Source organism: Streptomyces sp. NBC_01257 (genome assembly GCF_035917255.1).
GTDB lineage: Bacteria > Actinomycetota > Actinomycetes > Streptomycetales > Streptomycetaceae > Streptomyces.
Map to the genome: position 1 here is coordinate 8,040,164 of NZ_CP108472.1, position 16,165 is coordinate 8,056,328.

Annotated in this window: 9 protein-coding genes and 1 tRNA gene; 4 read left to right on the plus strand and 6 right to left on the minus strand. The window is 67.3% G+C overall.

The genetic code is table 11. The features are described from left to right. Positions 1-13: 13 nt before the first annotated feature. Both OG408_RS35110 and OG408_RS35115 read right to left on the minus strand, forming a co-directional pair. The gene (locus tag OG408_RS35110) at positions 14-922 is read right to left on the minus strand and encodes a transketolase family protein (protein ID WP_266785611.1); all 909 of its coding nucleotides are present in this window, start codon (positions 920-922) and stop codon (positions 14-16) included. Positions 923-986: 64 nt separating this feature from the next. Next, a complete protein-coding gene (locus tag OG408_RS35115; RefSeq protein ID WP_266785613.1) occupies positions 987-1,688 on the minus strand; it encodes a transketolase in 702 nt (233 codons plus the stop codon). A 128-nt stretch (positions 1,689-1,816) separates the two neighbouring features. On the opposite strand from OG408_RS35115, the gene OG408_RS35120 reads away from it, so the two are divergent. After that, positions 1,817-1,893 (plus strand) — tRNA-Pro (locus OG408_RS35120). 29 nt (positions 1,894-1,922) lie between these two features. Here OG408_RS35120 and OG408_RS35125 read toward each other — a convergent pair. After that, positions 1,923-3,113, minus strand: coding sequence for a tyrosine-type recombinase/integrase (locus OG408_RS35125; RefSeq protein ID WP_326673669.1), 1,191 nt, complete (start codon positions 3,111-3,113; stop codon positions 1,923-1,925). Positions 3,114-3,693: 580 nt separating this feature from the next. After that, positions 3,694-5,325 carry a hypothetical protein gene (locus OG408_RS35130; protein ID WP_326673670.1) on the minus strand — a complete coding sequence of 544 codons (1,632 nt, stop codon included), beginning with the start codon at positions 5,323-5,325 and terminating at the stop codon, positions 3,694-3,696. A 249-nt stretch (positions 5,326-5,574) separates the two neighbouring features. On the opposite strand from OG408_RS35130, the gene OG408_RS35135 reads away from it, so the two are divergent. Together OG408_RS35135 and OG408_RS35140 are read left to right on the plus strand one after the other, a co-directional pair. Further along, positions 5,575-5,799 carry a hypothetical protein gene (locus OG408_RS35135; RefSeq protein ID WP_326673671.1) on the plus strand — a complete coding sequence of 75 codons (225 nt, stop codon included), beginning with the start codon at positions 5,575-5,577 and terminating at the stop codon, positions 5,797-5,799. 347 nt (positions 5,800-6,146) lie between these two features. Then, positions 6,147-6,338 carry a hypothetical protein gene (locus tag OG408_RS35140; RefSeq protein ID WP_326673672.1) on the plus strand — a complete coding sequence of 64 codons (192 nt, stop codon included), beginning with the start codon at positions 6,147-6,149 and terminating at the stop codon, positions 6,336-6,338. Positions 6,339-7,923: 1,585 nt separating this feature from the next. On the opposite strand, the gene OG408_RS35145 is transcribed toward OG408_RS35140, so the two are convergent. After that, entirely contained in the window at positions 7,924-11,358 is a 3,435-nt protein-coding gene (locus OG408_RS35145; RefSeq protein WP_326673673.1) for an NACHT domain-containing protein, read from the minus strand. 141 nt (positions 11,359-11,499) lie between these two features. Then, entirely contained in the window at positions 11,500-12,132 is a 633-nt protein-coding gene (locus OG408_RS35150; protein ID WP_326673674.1) for a hypothetical protein, read from the minus strand. Positions 12,133-12,765: 633 nt separating this feature from the next. Between OG408_RS35150 and OG408_RS35155 the strand changes: the two genes are divergently transcribed. Then, positions 12,766-16,128: a hypothetical protein gene (locus OG408_RS35155; protein WP_326673675.1), complete on the plus strand. Its 3,363-nt coding sequence runs from the start codon at positions 12,766-12,768 to the stop codon at positions 16,126-16,128. The last annotated feature ends 37 nt before the right edge of the window (positions 16,129-16,165 follow it).

Below are 16,165 nucleotides of genomic sequence, written 5' to 3' on the forward strand. Positions count from 1 at the left end.
GCGAGCACCCGGGTCAGGCGCCGAGGAATCCGCCGATGCGCTGCCGCAGGCCATGCGGGTCCAGGCCGTGCGCCGCGAGGTGCTCGTCCATCTGCCCGTACCGCCGCAGCTCCTCGCGGGCCACGCCGAGTCCCAGGACCCGGTGGGGGAGGGCGGCCAGCGCGTCATTGGCGGCGCCCGTCGAGGTGCCCGCCAGATACGGCTCGACGAGCACGACATCGGCGGTGGCCCGGTCGCCGACCGCCCGGCGCAGCCCGTCGCCGTCGAACGGCCGCACGGTGGTCGCGTACAACACGGTCACGTCGAGTCCCTCCGTCGCGGCGAGGACGTTGTCGAGCATCGGCCCGACGGCGATCACCACCCCGCCCGCGTCCGTGCCCTCGCGCACCGTGCCGAACCCGCCCGTCCCGCCGACCGGGCGCGCCCGGTCGTTGGACTGCAGCGACAGGCGTACGTACACCCGCCCGTCCCCTGCGGCGGCCTCCCGCAGCAGCGCCTCCGCCTCGTCCGGGTGGCCCGGAACGTGCACGGTCCAGCCGTCGAGGGTGTCCATGAGGGCGACGTCCCCGGGCGCCATATGGGTGAATCCGCCGGCCGGCCAGTCGTACGAGGCCCCGGCGCTCACCAGCACCCCGCCGACCCCCTGGTGGCCGAAGTCCAGCTTCACCTGCTCGAAGGGCCGCTCCACCAGGAAACTCGCGAAGGTGTGCACGATCGGCCGCATCCCGGTCAGCGCCATCCCGGCCCCGGCCCCGACGAGCAGCTGTTCGCGGATGCCGACGTTGACGACCCGGTCGGGGTGGTCCCGCTCGGCCCGGCCGAATCCGTCGCGGCTGATCTCCGCCAGGACGAGCGCCAGGCGCGGGTCCTCGTCGAGCAGCCGTGTGGTGGTGGCGATGAAACGGTCACGCATCGTGTCCATGGAGCTCTTCCTCTTCTGCTTTCGGGGTGCCGGCTTCGGCGGTGGGTTCTTCATGGCGCCCGGTTCAGCGCTTGGGAGCGACCCGGGCGACGACGGCCCGGGGCCGCCCGGGGTGGGGTGCGGTGAAGGCGGCGTACAGGGCCTCGTGATCCCGCCCGTCCACGTCCTCGACCGACCAGCCCGCGGTGGCGAACCGGTCGGCGATCCCGCCGGGGCGGCCGTACGTGGCCGAGGCGTTGTCGATCACCACGGTGTGCAGCTGCTCCAGCCCGGCCGGACCGGCGTAGGCGATCGCCTCGTGGTTGCTGCCCTCGTCCAGTTCGGCGTCGCCGGTCAGCACCCACACCCGCGGCCCGGTCAGCCCCTGGGCCCGCAGCCCCAGCACGCTGCCCACGGCCAGCGGCAGCCCGTGCCCCAGGGACCCGCTGCCGATCTCGGCCCCGGGCACCAGCAGCCGGTCGGGATGGTGCCCGAGCGGCGAACCGTACGAGCCGAAGCCCGCCAGCAGCCCCTCGTCGAGGAAGCCGTGCGCGGCGAGGACCGCGTAGTACGCCATCGGCCCGTGCCCCTTCGACAGCAGGAAGCGGTCGCGGTCCGGCGCGTCGACGGTCTCCGGTGTCACCCGCAGGACCCGGTCGTACAGCACCCACAGGGCGTCCAGCGTCGAGGTGGCGGCGGGGCCGTGCTTCTCGTCGCCGGTCATCAGGCTCATCAGCCGGGGGAGATCGCGGTACGTGTGCGCCGGTGCGGCGGTCGTGTTCGTCATGTCGCCCAGCGTTCAACATCAAGTGCGCTTGAGGTCAAGGACGGAAAGGTGTTCGTGACCACCCTTTGAAGTGCGGTATTGTTCTCATGCGCGTTCGGCCAGGGGGAAACCCCAGGTCAGGCGGGTATCGGGACGTGGCGCAGCTTGGTAGCGCACTTGACTGGGGGTCAAGGGGTCGCAGGTTCAAATCCTGTCGTCCCGACCATGTGGAAACGCAGGTCGGAGGCCGTTCTCTCATCCATGGGAGGGCGGCCTTTCGTGCGTCCCGGGGTGTGGTGGTCGCAGTGTGGTCGCACGCCTGGGCCGGGGCTGGTTCGCCTGGGTGCTGGTGGCGGGTGGTGCGGGGGAGCGGAGATTGGGGAGGGCTGCACGGAGGCGGTGGATGTGGTCGCGTGGTGGTCGCAGCGACGCTGGCCGGCCCGTGCGGACGACCGTCTGTTCGGCTCCGCTGAGAACGTGGTCGATGGTGTCGACGGCTTGGTGTGCGGCTTGTTGGGTGAGGTGGCTGTAGAGGTTCGCGGTGGTCGAAAGGGTGGAGTGCCGCAGCGTCTTGGAGACCACGGTGAGGGGAACGCCAGCGGTGATGGTGATGGTGGCGGCGAGATGCCGTAGGTCGTGGACCGTGACCCGGGGGACGCCGGCCTCCTCGGACAGTCGGTGGAGTCGGTCGAGTACCAGGTGCGGTCCGAACGGGCGGCCGTCGGGTTGGCAGAAGACCAGCCCCGCGAACGGGTCGTTGGGGTCGCCGCGGAGACTTGGAGCGGATCGTGCGCGGCGGCGGAGCGCGGTGGCCACGCGGGGTGAGATGGCGACCCAGCCTCTGCTCGACCGGGTCTTGGGCGTCGTGAGGACGAGGCGGTTGTTGTCGACGGCGGAGAGCGTGCAGCGGATGTAGAGCACGCCCTGGTCGAGGTAAACGTCGTTCCAGTGCAGGCCGAGGGCTTCGCCCTTGCGCATGCCGGTGCCGATGAGGACTTCGAAGAGGTCGGCTATCTCGGGGTCGGTCTGATGGCAGTGGGTGAGGAATCGGGCTGCTTCCTCTGCTGTCCAGATCCGTCGTTCCGGCGACGGCGGCCGGTGCAGCACCGGGGGAGAGGCTGGGTTGTGGGGGAGGCGGTGCTGGCGGACGGCGTCGCCGAGCGCGCTGGACAGGGTGGCGAGGCACCGGTAGAGGGTGGTGCGGCCGCGGCCGGCGGCGAGCTGGCCGGTGACGAAGGCAGCGATATGCCGGTGGACGAGCTGGTCGAGTTTGAGGGTGCCGAACGCGGGGACGAGGTCGTTGCGGACGTAGTCGCGGTAGCGGGCCATTGTGGTCGGCTTCAGTACGAGCGCCTTCGCCGCCAGCCATGTGTTCAGGTAGGCGGCGAGGGTCTGGTTCGGGTCCGCGTCGAACCCACCGGCCTCGCCTTCGAGGAACCGTCGCAAGGCTTCATGCGCCGCATCCTGAGTGGTGAAGCCGCCCCGGCGCACGGTCGTTCTGCGGTGGTCCGGGGCGGGGACATCGACGGCGAAGCTCCAGGTTCCGTGGGTGCTGTCTGTGACTAGGTGTGGACAGCGGGCACCTATCTGGTGACGGTGGGTGTCTCTGCAGCCGCAGCGGCGGTAGATGCGGCCTCGGCCGGTGCTGGTACGCATGGCGATCGCCTCCGGGAGGCGGAGAAGGGCCTGACATTCTCAGCTTGCGACCAGCCGCGACCACCACGCCCGTCAGAGGGGCCGTGACCAGCGCGTTTCCCTTGTCCGCGCGCCAAGGGTGCTGGCTTCGGAGACCACCAGCAGAACCTGGGTCTCGTGGGTGACCGGAGCAGCAGATCGGGTCCGGATCTTGGCTTTATGCCGCGCCCACCTGTGAGTCGGCTGCCCGGTCATGGATTGGTGGTGCAGGCCATGGCGATCGCCGTCTTTGAACGAATGGACCTCTCGGCTTGCCCGGCCGCACTTGCAGCCGAAGGCCACGACTAGCCTGACGAAGGGATCTCCGTTGGAATCGACGTGCTGGCACCGGCTACTGCACTACGTCAGGTGGGCCTTGAACGGTGAGGCGAGCCAAGGCGCTGCGGGCGCTTGGATACCCAGATTTCGCCGCTCGCCGGTACCACTCGATTGCGTCATCGATGAGTCCGTCCTCTTCCAGGACCTCGGCCACGAGCAGTTCGGCCCCTAGGAAGCCGCCGTTCGCCAAGCCAGTGAGCCAAACCGCAGCTTCCTGGGATCGGTCGGCCTGCTGCATGAGCTCGGCTGCACGTCCCACCGCGCCAGGACGACCCTTGTCGGCCAGATCGCAGAGCCATCGCATGATGTCGGTCTCGTGCTCGGCTCGCTTCAGCAGTGTGATGGCGGTATCGAGTACGTCCAGGTCTGTCTGTTCGGCAAGTTGCTTGATCCAGGCCGCGGCTGCAGCGACCTGGTCCTGACCGAGCATGAGTTCAACGACGACATGGACCGAAGAGAGATGGCCGAGGGCGGCTGCCTCTTTGTACTCATCCACCGCCTCGTCCGTGCGACCGAGCTTCTGGAGCAGCCCAGCAGCCTTTCGGCGGGCGACGGCGAAGGCCGCGCCGCCCGCGGCCCGCTGGTACAAGGCCAGTGCCTGGGTATGACGACCCGACTTATTCAGCTCTTCCGCGGCTTCCCACGCCGCCGCGTGGTCACCTGCCTCGGCGGCCTTCAAGACGAACCGGAAGTGGTCTACGGACTTATGGCGCTGCGCGCGTGCGGAGCGGCCGAACGCGAACTGGTCCTCATCGTGGGCGTGCACATACGCGGCCTCCCACAGATCAGTGGGCACGGCCCTGTTGACTCGGCGGTCACGACCGTGCTGTTCCAGGTAATCGGCCAACCGATACTGCGGAGTTTCGAACGCTCCCTGCCCTGGGCGGGGCTTGATTCGGGTCAGCGCGCCGCGAGCTCCATGACAAGGCTGGGCTGTGTACGCCAGCGCTTCTTCGAACCAGTCATCGCTGTTTTGGTCCCATTCTTGATCCGTGAGGTAGCCCGGCGCGGCGGCTGCAAGGAGGAGACGGGGGATGGCAAGGCCATTACCGAGCCGACGGGCGTCCATGGCTGCTTCCAGCACGGCACGTGCATTGGGAGGGGCATTGTGATATCGCTCCAGCAATGCTGGGGCTCCTGCCAGGTACTGCGTGACCTGGCCGTCTGCAGCTCGCTGCGCCGCATAGAGCAACCTGGGGTCGCGCACCTCACCACGACGGATGGCAGCCAGATCCGCAGCTGAGAACGAGGAGGGCACAGAAACGTTGGTACCCGCCAGCAGCTTTCTGGCCTGCTCGTGCACGTCAGGGGCGCCAGCCCTTGGCAGTGCGGTGAGCGTGGCCCAGTACTCCGGCCAGACGGTGCCCAGTACCAAGATCGGGCGACGGGTTTGATCCTGGAGTAGTGCCCGAAGACCTGCCACCACCCGCTCGCCCAGGGAACCGGTTGAGGGGAGTAGGTAGTGCTGCGCCTCGTTCAGCCAGACCACCGTACGGGGGCCGACATTCTGGATGTCGGCCAGTGCTGCCTCCGGCCGAGTGGGATCGAACGGGTGCCACAGCTTCCAGCCGTCGGCCAGCGACTGGACTGCTTCCCAGCATGCCCGGGTCTTACCGCACGATGAGCTACCCACCAGCATTGCCATGCCGCTCTGTCCAGCTTCCGCTCGGCGGACGACGTCACGCAGAAGCCGGTCGTGGGCCCGCATCATGTACGGCGTGAGGGCTAACAGAGCGGGTGGATCCGTCGGCCTTGAGGTGGTCAGACCTGTGTCGTATCGCACGGTCCAGCCGTCAGCGAACCGGTGAGTGGGGATGACGTCGACGCTGTGGTGGACTTCGAGGTCGAAAGGGTCTAGCTGCGAGATCGGACGTCCCACAGTCGCGGCCAACCGGTGGCTGTTCAGTACGGCTTCCGCCTGCGCCTGTTGTACGCCTATCCGCACGGACTCGGCACGCTGCCGAGCTACCGCAGAGTGCTGATGGCGCCACCACAGAGAATCGAACAAATGCGTTTCGGAAGGGGCAGGCTCAAAGCCCTCAGCCAGAGCCGCGGCATGCAGCTGCTCGACGACCCTGACAAGAGTGTCGACCTGCTGCGGGAACCGGCGCCCGTCTAACCATGCCCCGATAGTCGTGGCTACGGGACCGCCGGCTCCCCGAGAGAGGGCTCGGAGGCTGATACGCCTCGTCAGGTACTCACCGTGGATGGCGCCCAGCCGCTTGAGGGCAGCGAAGAAGGCATCCTCGCTACTGTCACCCACTGCGCTGTCCACCCCTCTCTCCGAAGCCCGGACAACACGGGCTGGACACCCGCGAAGTCTACGTCGCTTGAACAGGGTTGATGCGAAGTGCGTGTGTAATCCATCGCTGAATGGCAGTTAGACACCCCCTCGGACAGGAAGCGTTGTGTCCAGGCCGCACTGAGAGGCCAACTCCATCCACGAGATCACCCTGGAGCCGCAGCATGCCCATCGACTACCTTCCGACCGCCGTGATCATCCCCGGGGTTATGGGCTTCGTCATCCTCGTGCTCTTGTACGCCGGCGTCGTCCTCCCGACCATCTGGTCCCGCCGCCCCGAGCGCCGCAAGGCGGCACACCGCACCCTCGACATGCTGTTGAAGGCTCGCCGTGGGCTGCGCCGTATCGGGCAGTAGAGCCACGAGCGGAGGCAGGAAGAGGCGTGTCCCCTTGCAGACGTCCGGGAATCGAGTGTCAGGTTGGCTGGGCTGGCGGACGCTTGCTGTCCTGGGGGTGGGTCAGCTGATGCGATGCTTGGCCGTCCCAGAGAGTGACCTCCACCATCACGACGGACGCGCCGTGGTGGCTTGGGCAGGGCGGGCCCAGCCGACGCCGGAAGCAGTGACCCTCGGCACGACGGGCGCGGGGCTCATCTGATCTTGTCCACTTATGAGGCCAATGGGTTGCTGTTGCATTCCGACGGTAATGTTGGTTTCTGGGCCTCCCCAGTGAGCGATGGCCAGAGCTTGCTCACTCCACCGAAGGCCATTCGTACACAGTGGAGGCCACGCCCATTTTGCGGACGCCTATAAGTCTGATCTCCGTCGGAAGCTCGATTTCGAAGCTGTTCAGGGGGTCCTGGACGAGGCGCAAAGTCGGGGTGCCGGTGTCTTTCTCAAGGTGAGAGGCGATCACCAGGACGTGGTTGTCACCTTCGGTAATTGCTCGGGTGAACTCTGCTCGCGTGAGGGAGAGTTCGGATGGAACAGCGCCACCGTGCGCCTTGATCTCGAAGTAGCGCCCGGTCGAGTCGTGGGCGTCGGCCCCGAAGCCCAGGACTCCCCGCTGGTCCTCCAGCTCGATGCCTTCTTCCCGCAGGATGTGCCGCAGTGCGTGGAGGACAAGGTGCTCCTTGTCGGCGTCGCGGTAGCCCAGGGGAGCGGACTGCTCTCGTGGAGGGGCGCCACCGGGCCGAGGAAGGGGAAGGGACGAGGACCGCGGAACGCTTCCCCCGGTACGCGTGGGGGACGAGAAGGACGGCCCGCTCGCGGAGGGCGCGCCGGTCGTGGTGACCGTGAAGGTTCGGTCGTTGAAGGCGGCCTTGGCTACGGCTGAGCCGCGCGGTTGGTTGCCGTGCAGCGGAAACGCCGGGCGGGCTGCCTCCCACTGCGGGCACCGGGAGTGCCCCGTAGCCGTGCGGTACGTACCGCACGGCACCATGGTCGCCGGGGGTCGAGGAGGACGGAGCGGGACGCAGCAGGATGTTTATGTCCGCCTCTGTCGCATTTCCGCAGGTGAGACGCGTCACCCATTTGGGTTCGAGCCCCACCCGCCCCACCGAGCATCCCCAGGCGAAACGTTCTGACCTGGGGAAACGCGTTTTCTGGGGGTGTTTTGCGTGTGGCGGTCGCCTCACGGGGGGTGGCGACGGCAGGGCTTCCGGCACCTAGGACGCGATCCGTACGGCCGTGACCTGGGCTTTGTGGCTCAGTGGCCGTGGGAGGGTTATGAACGGTCCCACGGTTGTTGGGGGAGGCGACGCACTTCGCTCGCCCGGCGTCACGTGACTTTGCTCCTTCCGTACCTGTCGGAACGGATCAGGCTGGACGAGGTCGACCGCGACCATCGGGTGGTATCAGGCGGACAGACTCCTGTGCCGCACAGAGTCAAAGTGTGGGTTGCATCGTTCGTACCCTTCATGATTGGAAATCTGCGCGACCGCCCGCTCGTTTCTGATGGTGGTCGGCTCCGCCCGACCCGACGCGCGGCATCGTTCCTGGCTCACTCCTCAGGGCGAGGGCGCACGCCGTCGTCACATCCCAGACAGTCTTCGGTATCGAGGGCCTGGACCGTCCGACAGTGGTTGCAACTCCAGTGCGTCGGGGCGGGTGTGGCCTGATGCGCATTTTTCGGACGGACCGACAGGTCCGCGTCCCGGCGCAGCATCTTCTCGATCGAACCGTTGGGATCGAGGCGCGGTATGGCGGAGATCAGCAACCTTGCTGCCCATCGGTGGTCTGCCGAATCAGATGAGGCGGCCCACGCGAGAAGCGAAGGACGCCTATCGCCCGAGGTCATAATGGCGACGGCGTGAAAGAGGCCTGCCCGGTAGCGAGGCCAGGCGGTCATATCGCGATCGATCAGCTTCTGACCGTCCCACGGAACGTGACCTCCCTCCAGGTTAATCAGTACGTTCGCTGCCGACCACGCCATCCACGAGGAGTCTGCTTCTAGAGACGCCAGCAACGCCGTCTGCTGGGCGTCCGTGAGGATCTGCCCGATACCAGGGAGCAGCGACGGCTCGACCAGGGGCGGTGTGCTCGCGAAGAGCCATTCGTCCAGCAGAGGACCGGGCTCGGTGATCTGCTGGAGGCGATGCGCCTGGGCTGCCACGGTCGCCTTGTCGATGCCGTATGCGTCCGCCGTCGCGTCGAGCCACGCCCGACGCTTGGCCGCGCTGACGTGGGCGAAGGCGCGATCGATCTCGCTCGCCGGAGAATCGGAATATCCGGTCGCCGCGAGAAGGTCGCCGAGGGCGGTGAGCGACCAGAAGTCCCCGTTTGTGGGCTCTGGGCACGGGGCGTGCAGTGCCACGAGGTCTGAGAGGAGGGCCGCCCTGTCGTTCAACGCGCCGGACGCCCAGTTCCGCAGCCCGGCAGCGAGGTTCCCCCAACGCCGACGCGTGTCGAATCCCGTGCGCGCGAGTGCGGCGTAGATCCTTTCGGCGTAGCGCCCCGGCACGTGCTGCGCGAGGGCGAAGACGCGCTCACCGGCGTCGTCGGGAAGCTCACCGAGATGTTCGGCTGCGCCCAAGGCGACTCGGTCCAGCCCCGGTGCCAGGCGGCCTCCGCCGACCATTTCCCAGCTGCGCCGGCTTTTCCGAACCATCTCGGGGTCCTGTGGCAGAGGAAGGGTCAGTACCTCGCGGAGCGATTCGACATCCATCCTGCTCAGGGGTGAGGCGTCCGTGCGCGCGTCCGTCAGTGCGCACAGGGTCCGGGCGATCGACTTTGCGGTGGCGTCGAGCTCGGGCAGGTCGACAAGGCCCGCTCGGCGTCGCCGCGCCGTTGGCGGGAGGGCCAGCAGACATGCGGCCTCCACAAAGGGCCAGGGTCCTGCATCGCGCGTTTTGTCCCACAACTTCGGGAGGAACTTCGGTGTTTCGCTAGGGCCACGTGAGGGGATTGGTTCACCCATGAGCGCGCCGAGGGCTCCGTCTGTCAGCTGGCCCAGAGCCCGTTCCATCTTGTCGTCGGAAAGAGTCACGATCCCACGCTCTGCGAGATCGGCCACCATGAGGGTGGCCTCCCGTCGTGTCTCGCCGACGTCGAGTAGAGCCTCTGCCGTTCGGGGATCGAGTCCGGCAGCGAGTGCGATTGCTCCGTCAGAGTCCGTGTGGACGACGGCAAGGCGCAGCCAGCCTCGCAGTTCCTCGGCCCCACACGAGCGCGCCCACATGGCCGTGGCAATTTCGGCGAAGACCTTGCTTCGGGCGGTGAGTTCGCCCGCGCCGTTGACCACGAACACGGCCACGTGCTCGTCCCAGAACCGGAGAACGTGCTCCGCCATTTCCCCGGCCGCAGCGGGCGGCATGGCCCATCGCAGCGGATCCCGCAGCATGCTGGTTAGGGACTCGACGGCGCGTGCGGTCGGAGGGGTCGCCCCGCCGACGAGGAGCTGTCCGAGCGTGACGAACCCGTCGAGGAGCATGCCAGTGGTCAATGCAGGTGCCCAGGGCCGGGCCGGGGTGAGAGTCCCACGCAACCGCTCCCACCGGTCGACGGACTGTTCCACTGCGCGGTGCAACAGCGCTGCTCGCCCCTTGGGGAGCTCAGCGTCCGACGCGTTCGCGCAGATGAGAGCGAGCAGAGAGGCGAGCAGCGGCACCGCGAGTAGATGCGCGTGCTCCTCCTTCGCGTCCTCCATCCAGGCGCGTCGCGTCGTTAGGAAGGCCGCTTGCTGTGGTTCGGGAATCCGTGCCTCGGTACACGCGACGAGGACGCTATCGACCGTCGCGTCGAGGTTGCGTGGAGGCGCGAGCTCGACGCGGGGCAAGCCGAGCCGGGCAGCAGCTCCCTGCGCGTTCACCCGGGTCGTCACCACGAACCCACAGGAGGGATGGAGGGCCGTGAGGATCTCTTCGAGTTGCTGCGCGACCCAAGGGGCCCGCGCCCCGCATTCGTCGAGCCCGTCACAGAGGAGGAGTGCGCGCCCCCGGACAATCTCCTCCTGGACGTATGCGGCGAGCGGTGCCCGGTTCGCATCTGGCAGGGTGTCCGCCACGGCGTCGACGACCAAGCTCTCGACGGTCAGACGTCCCGGCTGGTCCTTCAGTAGGCGCGGCAGTGAGATGAGGATCGGGACGGGGGCGTCGGCGCAGCGGGCGCAATGAGCCGCGATCTCCCGTATCGCCACTGACTTCCCTGAGCCAGGCTGCCCCACGATGAGCATGCGGCGCCAACGCCTCAGGTACCGGAGGAGGGAAGAAGGGGTGCGCTCGCCCTCCACGGCGATCTGGAGGGAGCCGATGAGGTCCTCTACGACGAGGGGCGCGAGGTCCTCGGCGAGCAGGCTGAGGTCGATCCGCCCGGCCTCAGAGGTGAGCCGGGTGCGGTACGCGTCGACAGCGTTCCGACGAGAGGCCAGGCGCATCGCCACCGGACCCTCCTGGTCCGGGAGCACGGTCACCCCGGCGGCGGTCAGGGCAGCGACCCACTCCTCAGCGGAACTTCCGAGAGCCTCGCCCGCCTGCCGGTGGAAGAAGTCGGCCAAGGTGCTCACGGCACGGTGCCCCTGCGCGTCCGCGACCACGAGGTCCATCAGCGCCGCCAGAAGGTCCCTGTGCGATGCCGGTCCGGTCGAGCCGGGTAGGTGAAGGACACGCGCCCGTTCGAGGATGAGCCCGCGGATCTGCGACGGAATTTGGTCGACAAGGAGTGCGAGGGCTCTGGACTCGTCACCGGTTTCCATGCGTAGGCCCGCACGGTGGCGCCGCAGAGCCCGATCGATGTTCTTCACCGGCCCGACGAGTTCCTCCCCGGCGATAACCAAGAGGTCGTCAGGACCAAGCGTCGGAACCTGTCCCACCCACCCCGTCAGCGTCTCCTCCAGGGGACGCCCCCGGTCGATCTTCCGCTTCGCGGAAACGTAGGCGCGACGGCCGTCGGAGAAGGTGACACGGATATCGTCGGTCGGGTCGCTGGTTTCGAAGTCCAACCGGACGGGCCACACCCCTGCGGGTATGTCCAGCCCCGACACGGGGCGGCTACGGAGCCCGTGTACGGCCAGGTGCGCTGCCAATTCGCACCGAAAGACACTGCCTACCTCCCCGGCCTGCTCACTCCGACCACCCTCCGTCTACGCCGGGTGCTTCATCAGAAAGGCTTGCACCCCGTCGATGAACAGCCGCACCTGGGTGTCGTCGTAGTCACCGTAGTCCCCGTGCGCAGCCTTGTTCCGGAGGTCCATCCAAGCCGTGATCTGCTTCTGTTGCAGTCCGTCGTAGACGCCGGCCTTCTTAAGGTCGGCGTTCATGGTGTCGGCCTTCTTCGACCTACCCGCCACCGCAGTGGTCACGCCATTCTTCACGCAGAGGGCACGCACGTGGACTTCGAGAGATGTCCCCGTGATGACCGCCGCCGCGTCCTTGTACCTCTTGGCGAGCAGCGCGTCCGCCATCTCCAGGTAGTCGCTGTAGGTGTCGGCATGCACCAGCTCGACGACAGTTTCCGTCCACCCGGAGTTCAGGTCGTCTCTTAGGGTGTAGGCCACCGACATGTTGTGGGGAAGTCGTCCCTTGTTCGCATACCCGGCGCCGCGCTTGAGCTGGTCACGATAAACGGATCCGGGCATCGTGAGTCGTGTGACGGCTGCCTCCAGGCGGTTGGCCAGAATGTCCGCCTCGGCGCTCTCAGGCTCCCCGTAGTCCCACACCCCCTTGTCCAAGAGGGCTTTGGCCTTGCCGAGCAACTCATCGAGCTGCTTCACCATGTCTTGGATTGCCAACTTCACTCCTCGGAGCATGCCGTGCTGAGAAAGCCGAACGGGCGATCATACCGGCAGGGCGGTGCTGCCCGCTATTTGGATTATCGGCCCACCGAACCGATGACGCCTCGAGGAAGCCCTCGGCGTCGGCGCGGTGGTGGAGTCAACCGCGACGACCCAGTACTGCGACACCTGCGGTTCCTGGTTTGGGTGTTACGTGCTGTGCGTCGAGTGGCGTGCGCGTTGGTGCTGGTCAGGTTGGTGGGGTTGTGCATCGGGATTTGCCTACGGTTTCCACCGCTGTCGAACAGGTCGAGGTTGCCGTGTTCGCCACCGCGCTCGACGGTGCTGAGTTGCCGGTGCTGAGGACGAGAGAGGATGTCGATGCCAGCCGTTGATCTTGGCGCCGTCGGTATGGCTAACCTGCGCCGTGTGAAGGATCCCCACAGTGTGGGGAGATGTAGGCCGGCCTGAGGTCACCCCGACACCCGTGGATGGACCCCACTCCGGACGGCGCACCACGGCCTGCCTTCAGCCGCGACCTCGTACGCGCTGTCCTGAGCCGGCCCGATCCCACGCAGCGGCACGCCGGCTGAAGCCAGCATCCACCGCCGATCTCTGAGCTATCAGCGCCTGATCGTGCGCTTCCGCATCGTCGTGCGCTTTCGCGCGCCTGTCCGTCTCCCGGGCGTTGTCAGTGCCGGGTGTGATGATGCGGTGGTGAGAAAGCCGAACCTCGCCGAATCCGGCACGCTGCAAGAGTCTGCTGGCACCAGCGGTGATCGCGGACCGGCCGCGGACGTCTGGGCGCCATGTGCCGGAGATCCGAACCTGCGCACTCCTCCTCCGGCTGGCTCCCCGGGGCGTACGCCTGCGGGGGAGGATCTGGATCTGCATCTTGGCTGGGACCGTTTTGAGAAGCTGATGCTGACTCTGTCCCGCCGTGTTCTGGGCCTGCGGGACATTCGCTTTCGGCGTTACGGGGTCCAGGGGCAAGAGCAGCACGGCATCGATCTGGCTGGTCGGGCGCCGACGGGTGACTACACGGTCGTCCAGTGCAAGGACTACGCGGCTTTCACCGCCGGGGACTTGCGCAAGGCGGTTGAGAAGTTCGCCGTCGGGCGGCGTCCTTTTGATGCCGACTGTCTGATTGTGGCGACTTCTTCCTCCACCGAGGCCACGCAGCTGGCCGACGAGCTGGCCGCGCTTCAGCTCCAATATTCTGACCTCGACTTGGACCTGTGGGGGGCCGAGCAGATCAACCAGCACCTGCGCTACTGCGGCGACATCGTGGCCCAGTTCTGGACCCGGGAGACGGCGGCCGACTTCTGCACGGGCGCTCCGCTGCCAGGGGTGCCGGCTCCACCGCCCGACCGGCAGGAGCAGGCCGAGAGGATCCTCATCGGGCCCCTCCACACCGACGATGTGGCGCCGATGCTGCGGGCCGCGGACAGCAGGAGGTCCGAAGCGCCGGAGGAATCAGCAAGGCTCTACGGAGACTTGGCGCACCGGCTGCATGTCGCCGGGTACCGGGGACATGCCACCGTCTTGCGGAAAAAGCAGCTTGAGGCACTCCGAGAGGGCGGTCTGTTCGACGAGGCAGCCGGCTTGGCGGCCGAACTCGCCGCAACCGCACTCCACCACGGAGACAGCGATCAGGCACGGATCCTGGCCCACCAGCTGGAGCAGTTCGCCCGCGACGCGGCCAGCTCCGGCACGCCAGAGGCTTCGGTCACAGCACGTCACGCCGTCCTCATCAACGCGGCCGCCCAGGACATCGCCCACCCTCTGACCATGAGCCATCTGGCCCCCGCCCTGGCAGCCGGCGACAAACACAGCCCCGACTACCGGCCGCTTCTGGTTCTCATGCTCGGCGAGTACCGGCTCGCCACCGAGCCTCATACGCTCGAGGAACTCGACGGCCTCATCAGCGCCGCCCTCGCACAGGCAAAAGACCAGCCGGTAACGGAACAGACGCAAGACATTGTTGTGCGCCTGCGTCTGCTGCGAGCCGAATACGACACCTCGCAACGGCAGGAGTTGCTCCGCGAGGCCAGACGGCACCGTATGAAGGGCCGGCACGCAGCGCTCGTCAGCGCGCGCGAGGCGCGACGCTGCGCCCTCGAAGGCCGGGCGGAGGAAGCAGTGGAGAACTGGAGGGATGCCGTCCAGGACGGCATCCACGCGGGACTTGCTGAAGAGGCCGCCGACTGGCTTTACGCCATCCGCGCGGCCAACGCACGGTACGGACCGTGGATGACCGAGATCGATGACGAACACCGCCTTGCCCAGGCGCTGCGCACGACGGGCACTGGTCGCCTGTTGGACCGCATCCGGGACCCCAGAGCACAGGCGATGTCGGCGCTGGTGAGGGACAAGGCCACCGAGGCAGTCCTGGCGGCCCGGCGCTGGCTGGCCGACAGTGTGGTCACCGGGAGCTGGGCGGACGAGAGCGAAGCGGTGACGGTGCTCGCAGACCTCTACCGCGACCACAGCGAACCCGCCCTGGCCGCGGCCTACTACCAGCGCGCCGGAAGCAGCGAGAAGCTCGAACAGCTCACCAAGGGCATGGGAGATGAAATGCTTCCCCTGGTGCCCGGCGCGAGCCAGCCTTGGTGGGTCCTGCGTTCACGTGCAGCCCTCATTGCGGCACAAGCCGACCTGGGCGAGGACGTGGCGGCCCACGGGCTGTTCGAGGAGATGCTGGACCTGGCCGTACGCGGCAGGGCAGGCGAACTCGAGGATTCACCTACACGGTCCCTGGCCGTTCAGGCCGCGAAGAGCGCCTGCGCTCTCGCCTCGCGCAGCTCACCTGAACAGGCCGCAGCGCTGCTGGACCTGCTCAGCTCCGACGTCCCCCGCCAACCCCATCAGTACAGTTACACCGACGACGAGCACGCGACCGCATGCGTGGCCATCGCCATGGCACACCCCGAACTCGCCATGCGCGCTCTCACCAGGCTGTTCGATCTCGCCGACGTCCACACCGACAAAGCTCTGAACGTTCTTCTAAGGGATCAGACGCTGCGCCTGCTGGGCGCCAGGGCGCAGGGCGACAGCTCGGCTGCCGGTACCGCCTCCCGCAGCCCGCTGAGCGATGACGAACAGAACACCCTGCGCAGGCGGGCCGACGAGCTGGTCAAGCGGGAACACTACCTGTCCAACGTGATCCAGGCTGCCCTCAATCCCGGCCATCCCGACGTGCAGGAGCGCGCCAGGACTGCTCGGGAGCGCATCCTGAGCCGGCCTGAGCCGGAGCCCAACTCCATTTCCCTGGGCAGCACGATGGTTCCCGACTCGGCCATGGTCTGTCACCTCGCCTCCGATGATCAGCGAACCTGCCTGGAGAAGCTCCTTGCCGTGGCGAGTGATCGACGAGAGTCGGCGTCCAACCGGCAGGACGCTTTGATCGGCGCCCGCAATCTCGTTGTCGACCAGGAACCGGAGGCCAAGGGCACCACCTTCCGTGCGAGTCAGCCCTTCGCCCTGGGCGCGCTCGACGGAAGCCGACTCGACGAGTTCACGGGCCGTGCCCACCCCCTCAGTACCCTGAAGATCAACCTGGGATCCGCGTCGCTGCGCGGCCCCGGACTGCGCCTGGCTGCTGCCTCAGCGACAACAATTGACGAGCAGGAATGGGTCAAAGGCCAGGCGGTTGAACTCCTGCGCAGCGACGATGCCCATGGGGTCCAGGAAGCAGCCCTGACACTCAACAGCCTCCCACGCGACATCACAGGGGACATTGACGCGCGCGCTCTGGCCGACCATAGCCATGTCACGGCTCGGCAGCTCAGCGCAGTGCTGTGTATGCAGCAGCCCCAGCGCTTTGCCGACACCACGACACGTCTCGCCGCAGACCCGAGCGCCCGAGTGCGCCGTACTCTGGCCGAAGCGGCGATAGCTCATGCAGGCCCCGACGCTCCACCGGTAGTCGCGGGACTTCTGGGCCGTCTTGGCAAGGACCCCCGGCACAGTGTCCGCGTCCTGGTGCGATTCCGGTAGAACAAATCCTAGTACTGCAACGGTGCTTGCGGTGACT

Bases quoted from the DNA above. Each gene is read 5' to 3' on its own strand.
- OG408_RS35150 (WP_326673674.1), bottom strand. From the start codon at position 12,132: ATGGTGAAGCAGCTCGATGAGTTGCTCGGCAAGGCCAAAGCCCTCTTG.
- OG408_RS35130 (WP_326673670.1), bottom strand. From the start codon at position 5,325: ATGGCAATGCTGGTGGGTAGCTCATCGTGCGGTAAGACCCGGGCATGC.
- OG408_RS35140 (WP_326673672.1), top strand. From the start codon at position 6,147: ATGCCCATCGACTACCTTCCGACCGCCGTGATCATCCCCGGGGTTATG.
- OG408_RS35115 (WP_266785613.1), bottom strand. From the start codon at position 1,688: ATGACGAACACGACCGCCGCACCGGCGCACACGTACCGCGATCTCCCC.
- OG408_RS35110 (WP_266785611.1), bottom strand. From the start codon at position 922: ATGGACACGATGCGTGACCGTTTCATCGCCACCACCACACGGCTGCTC.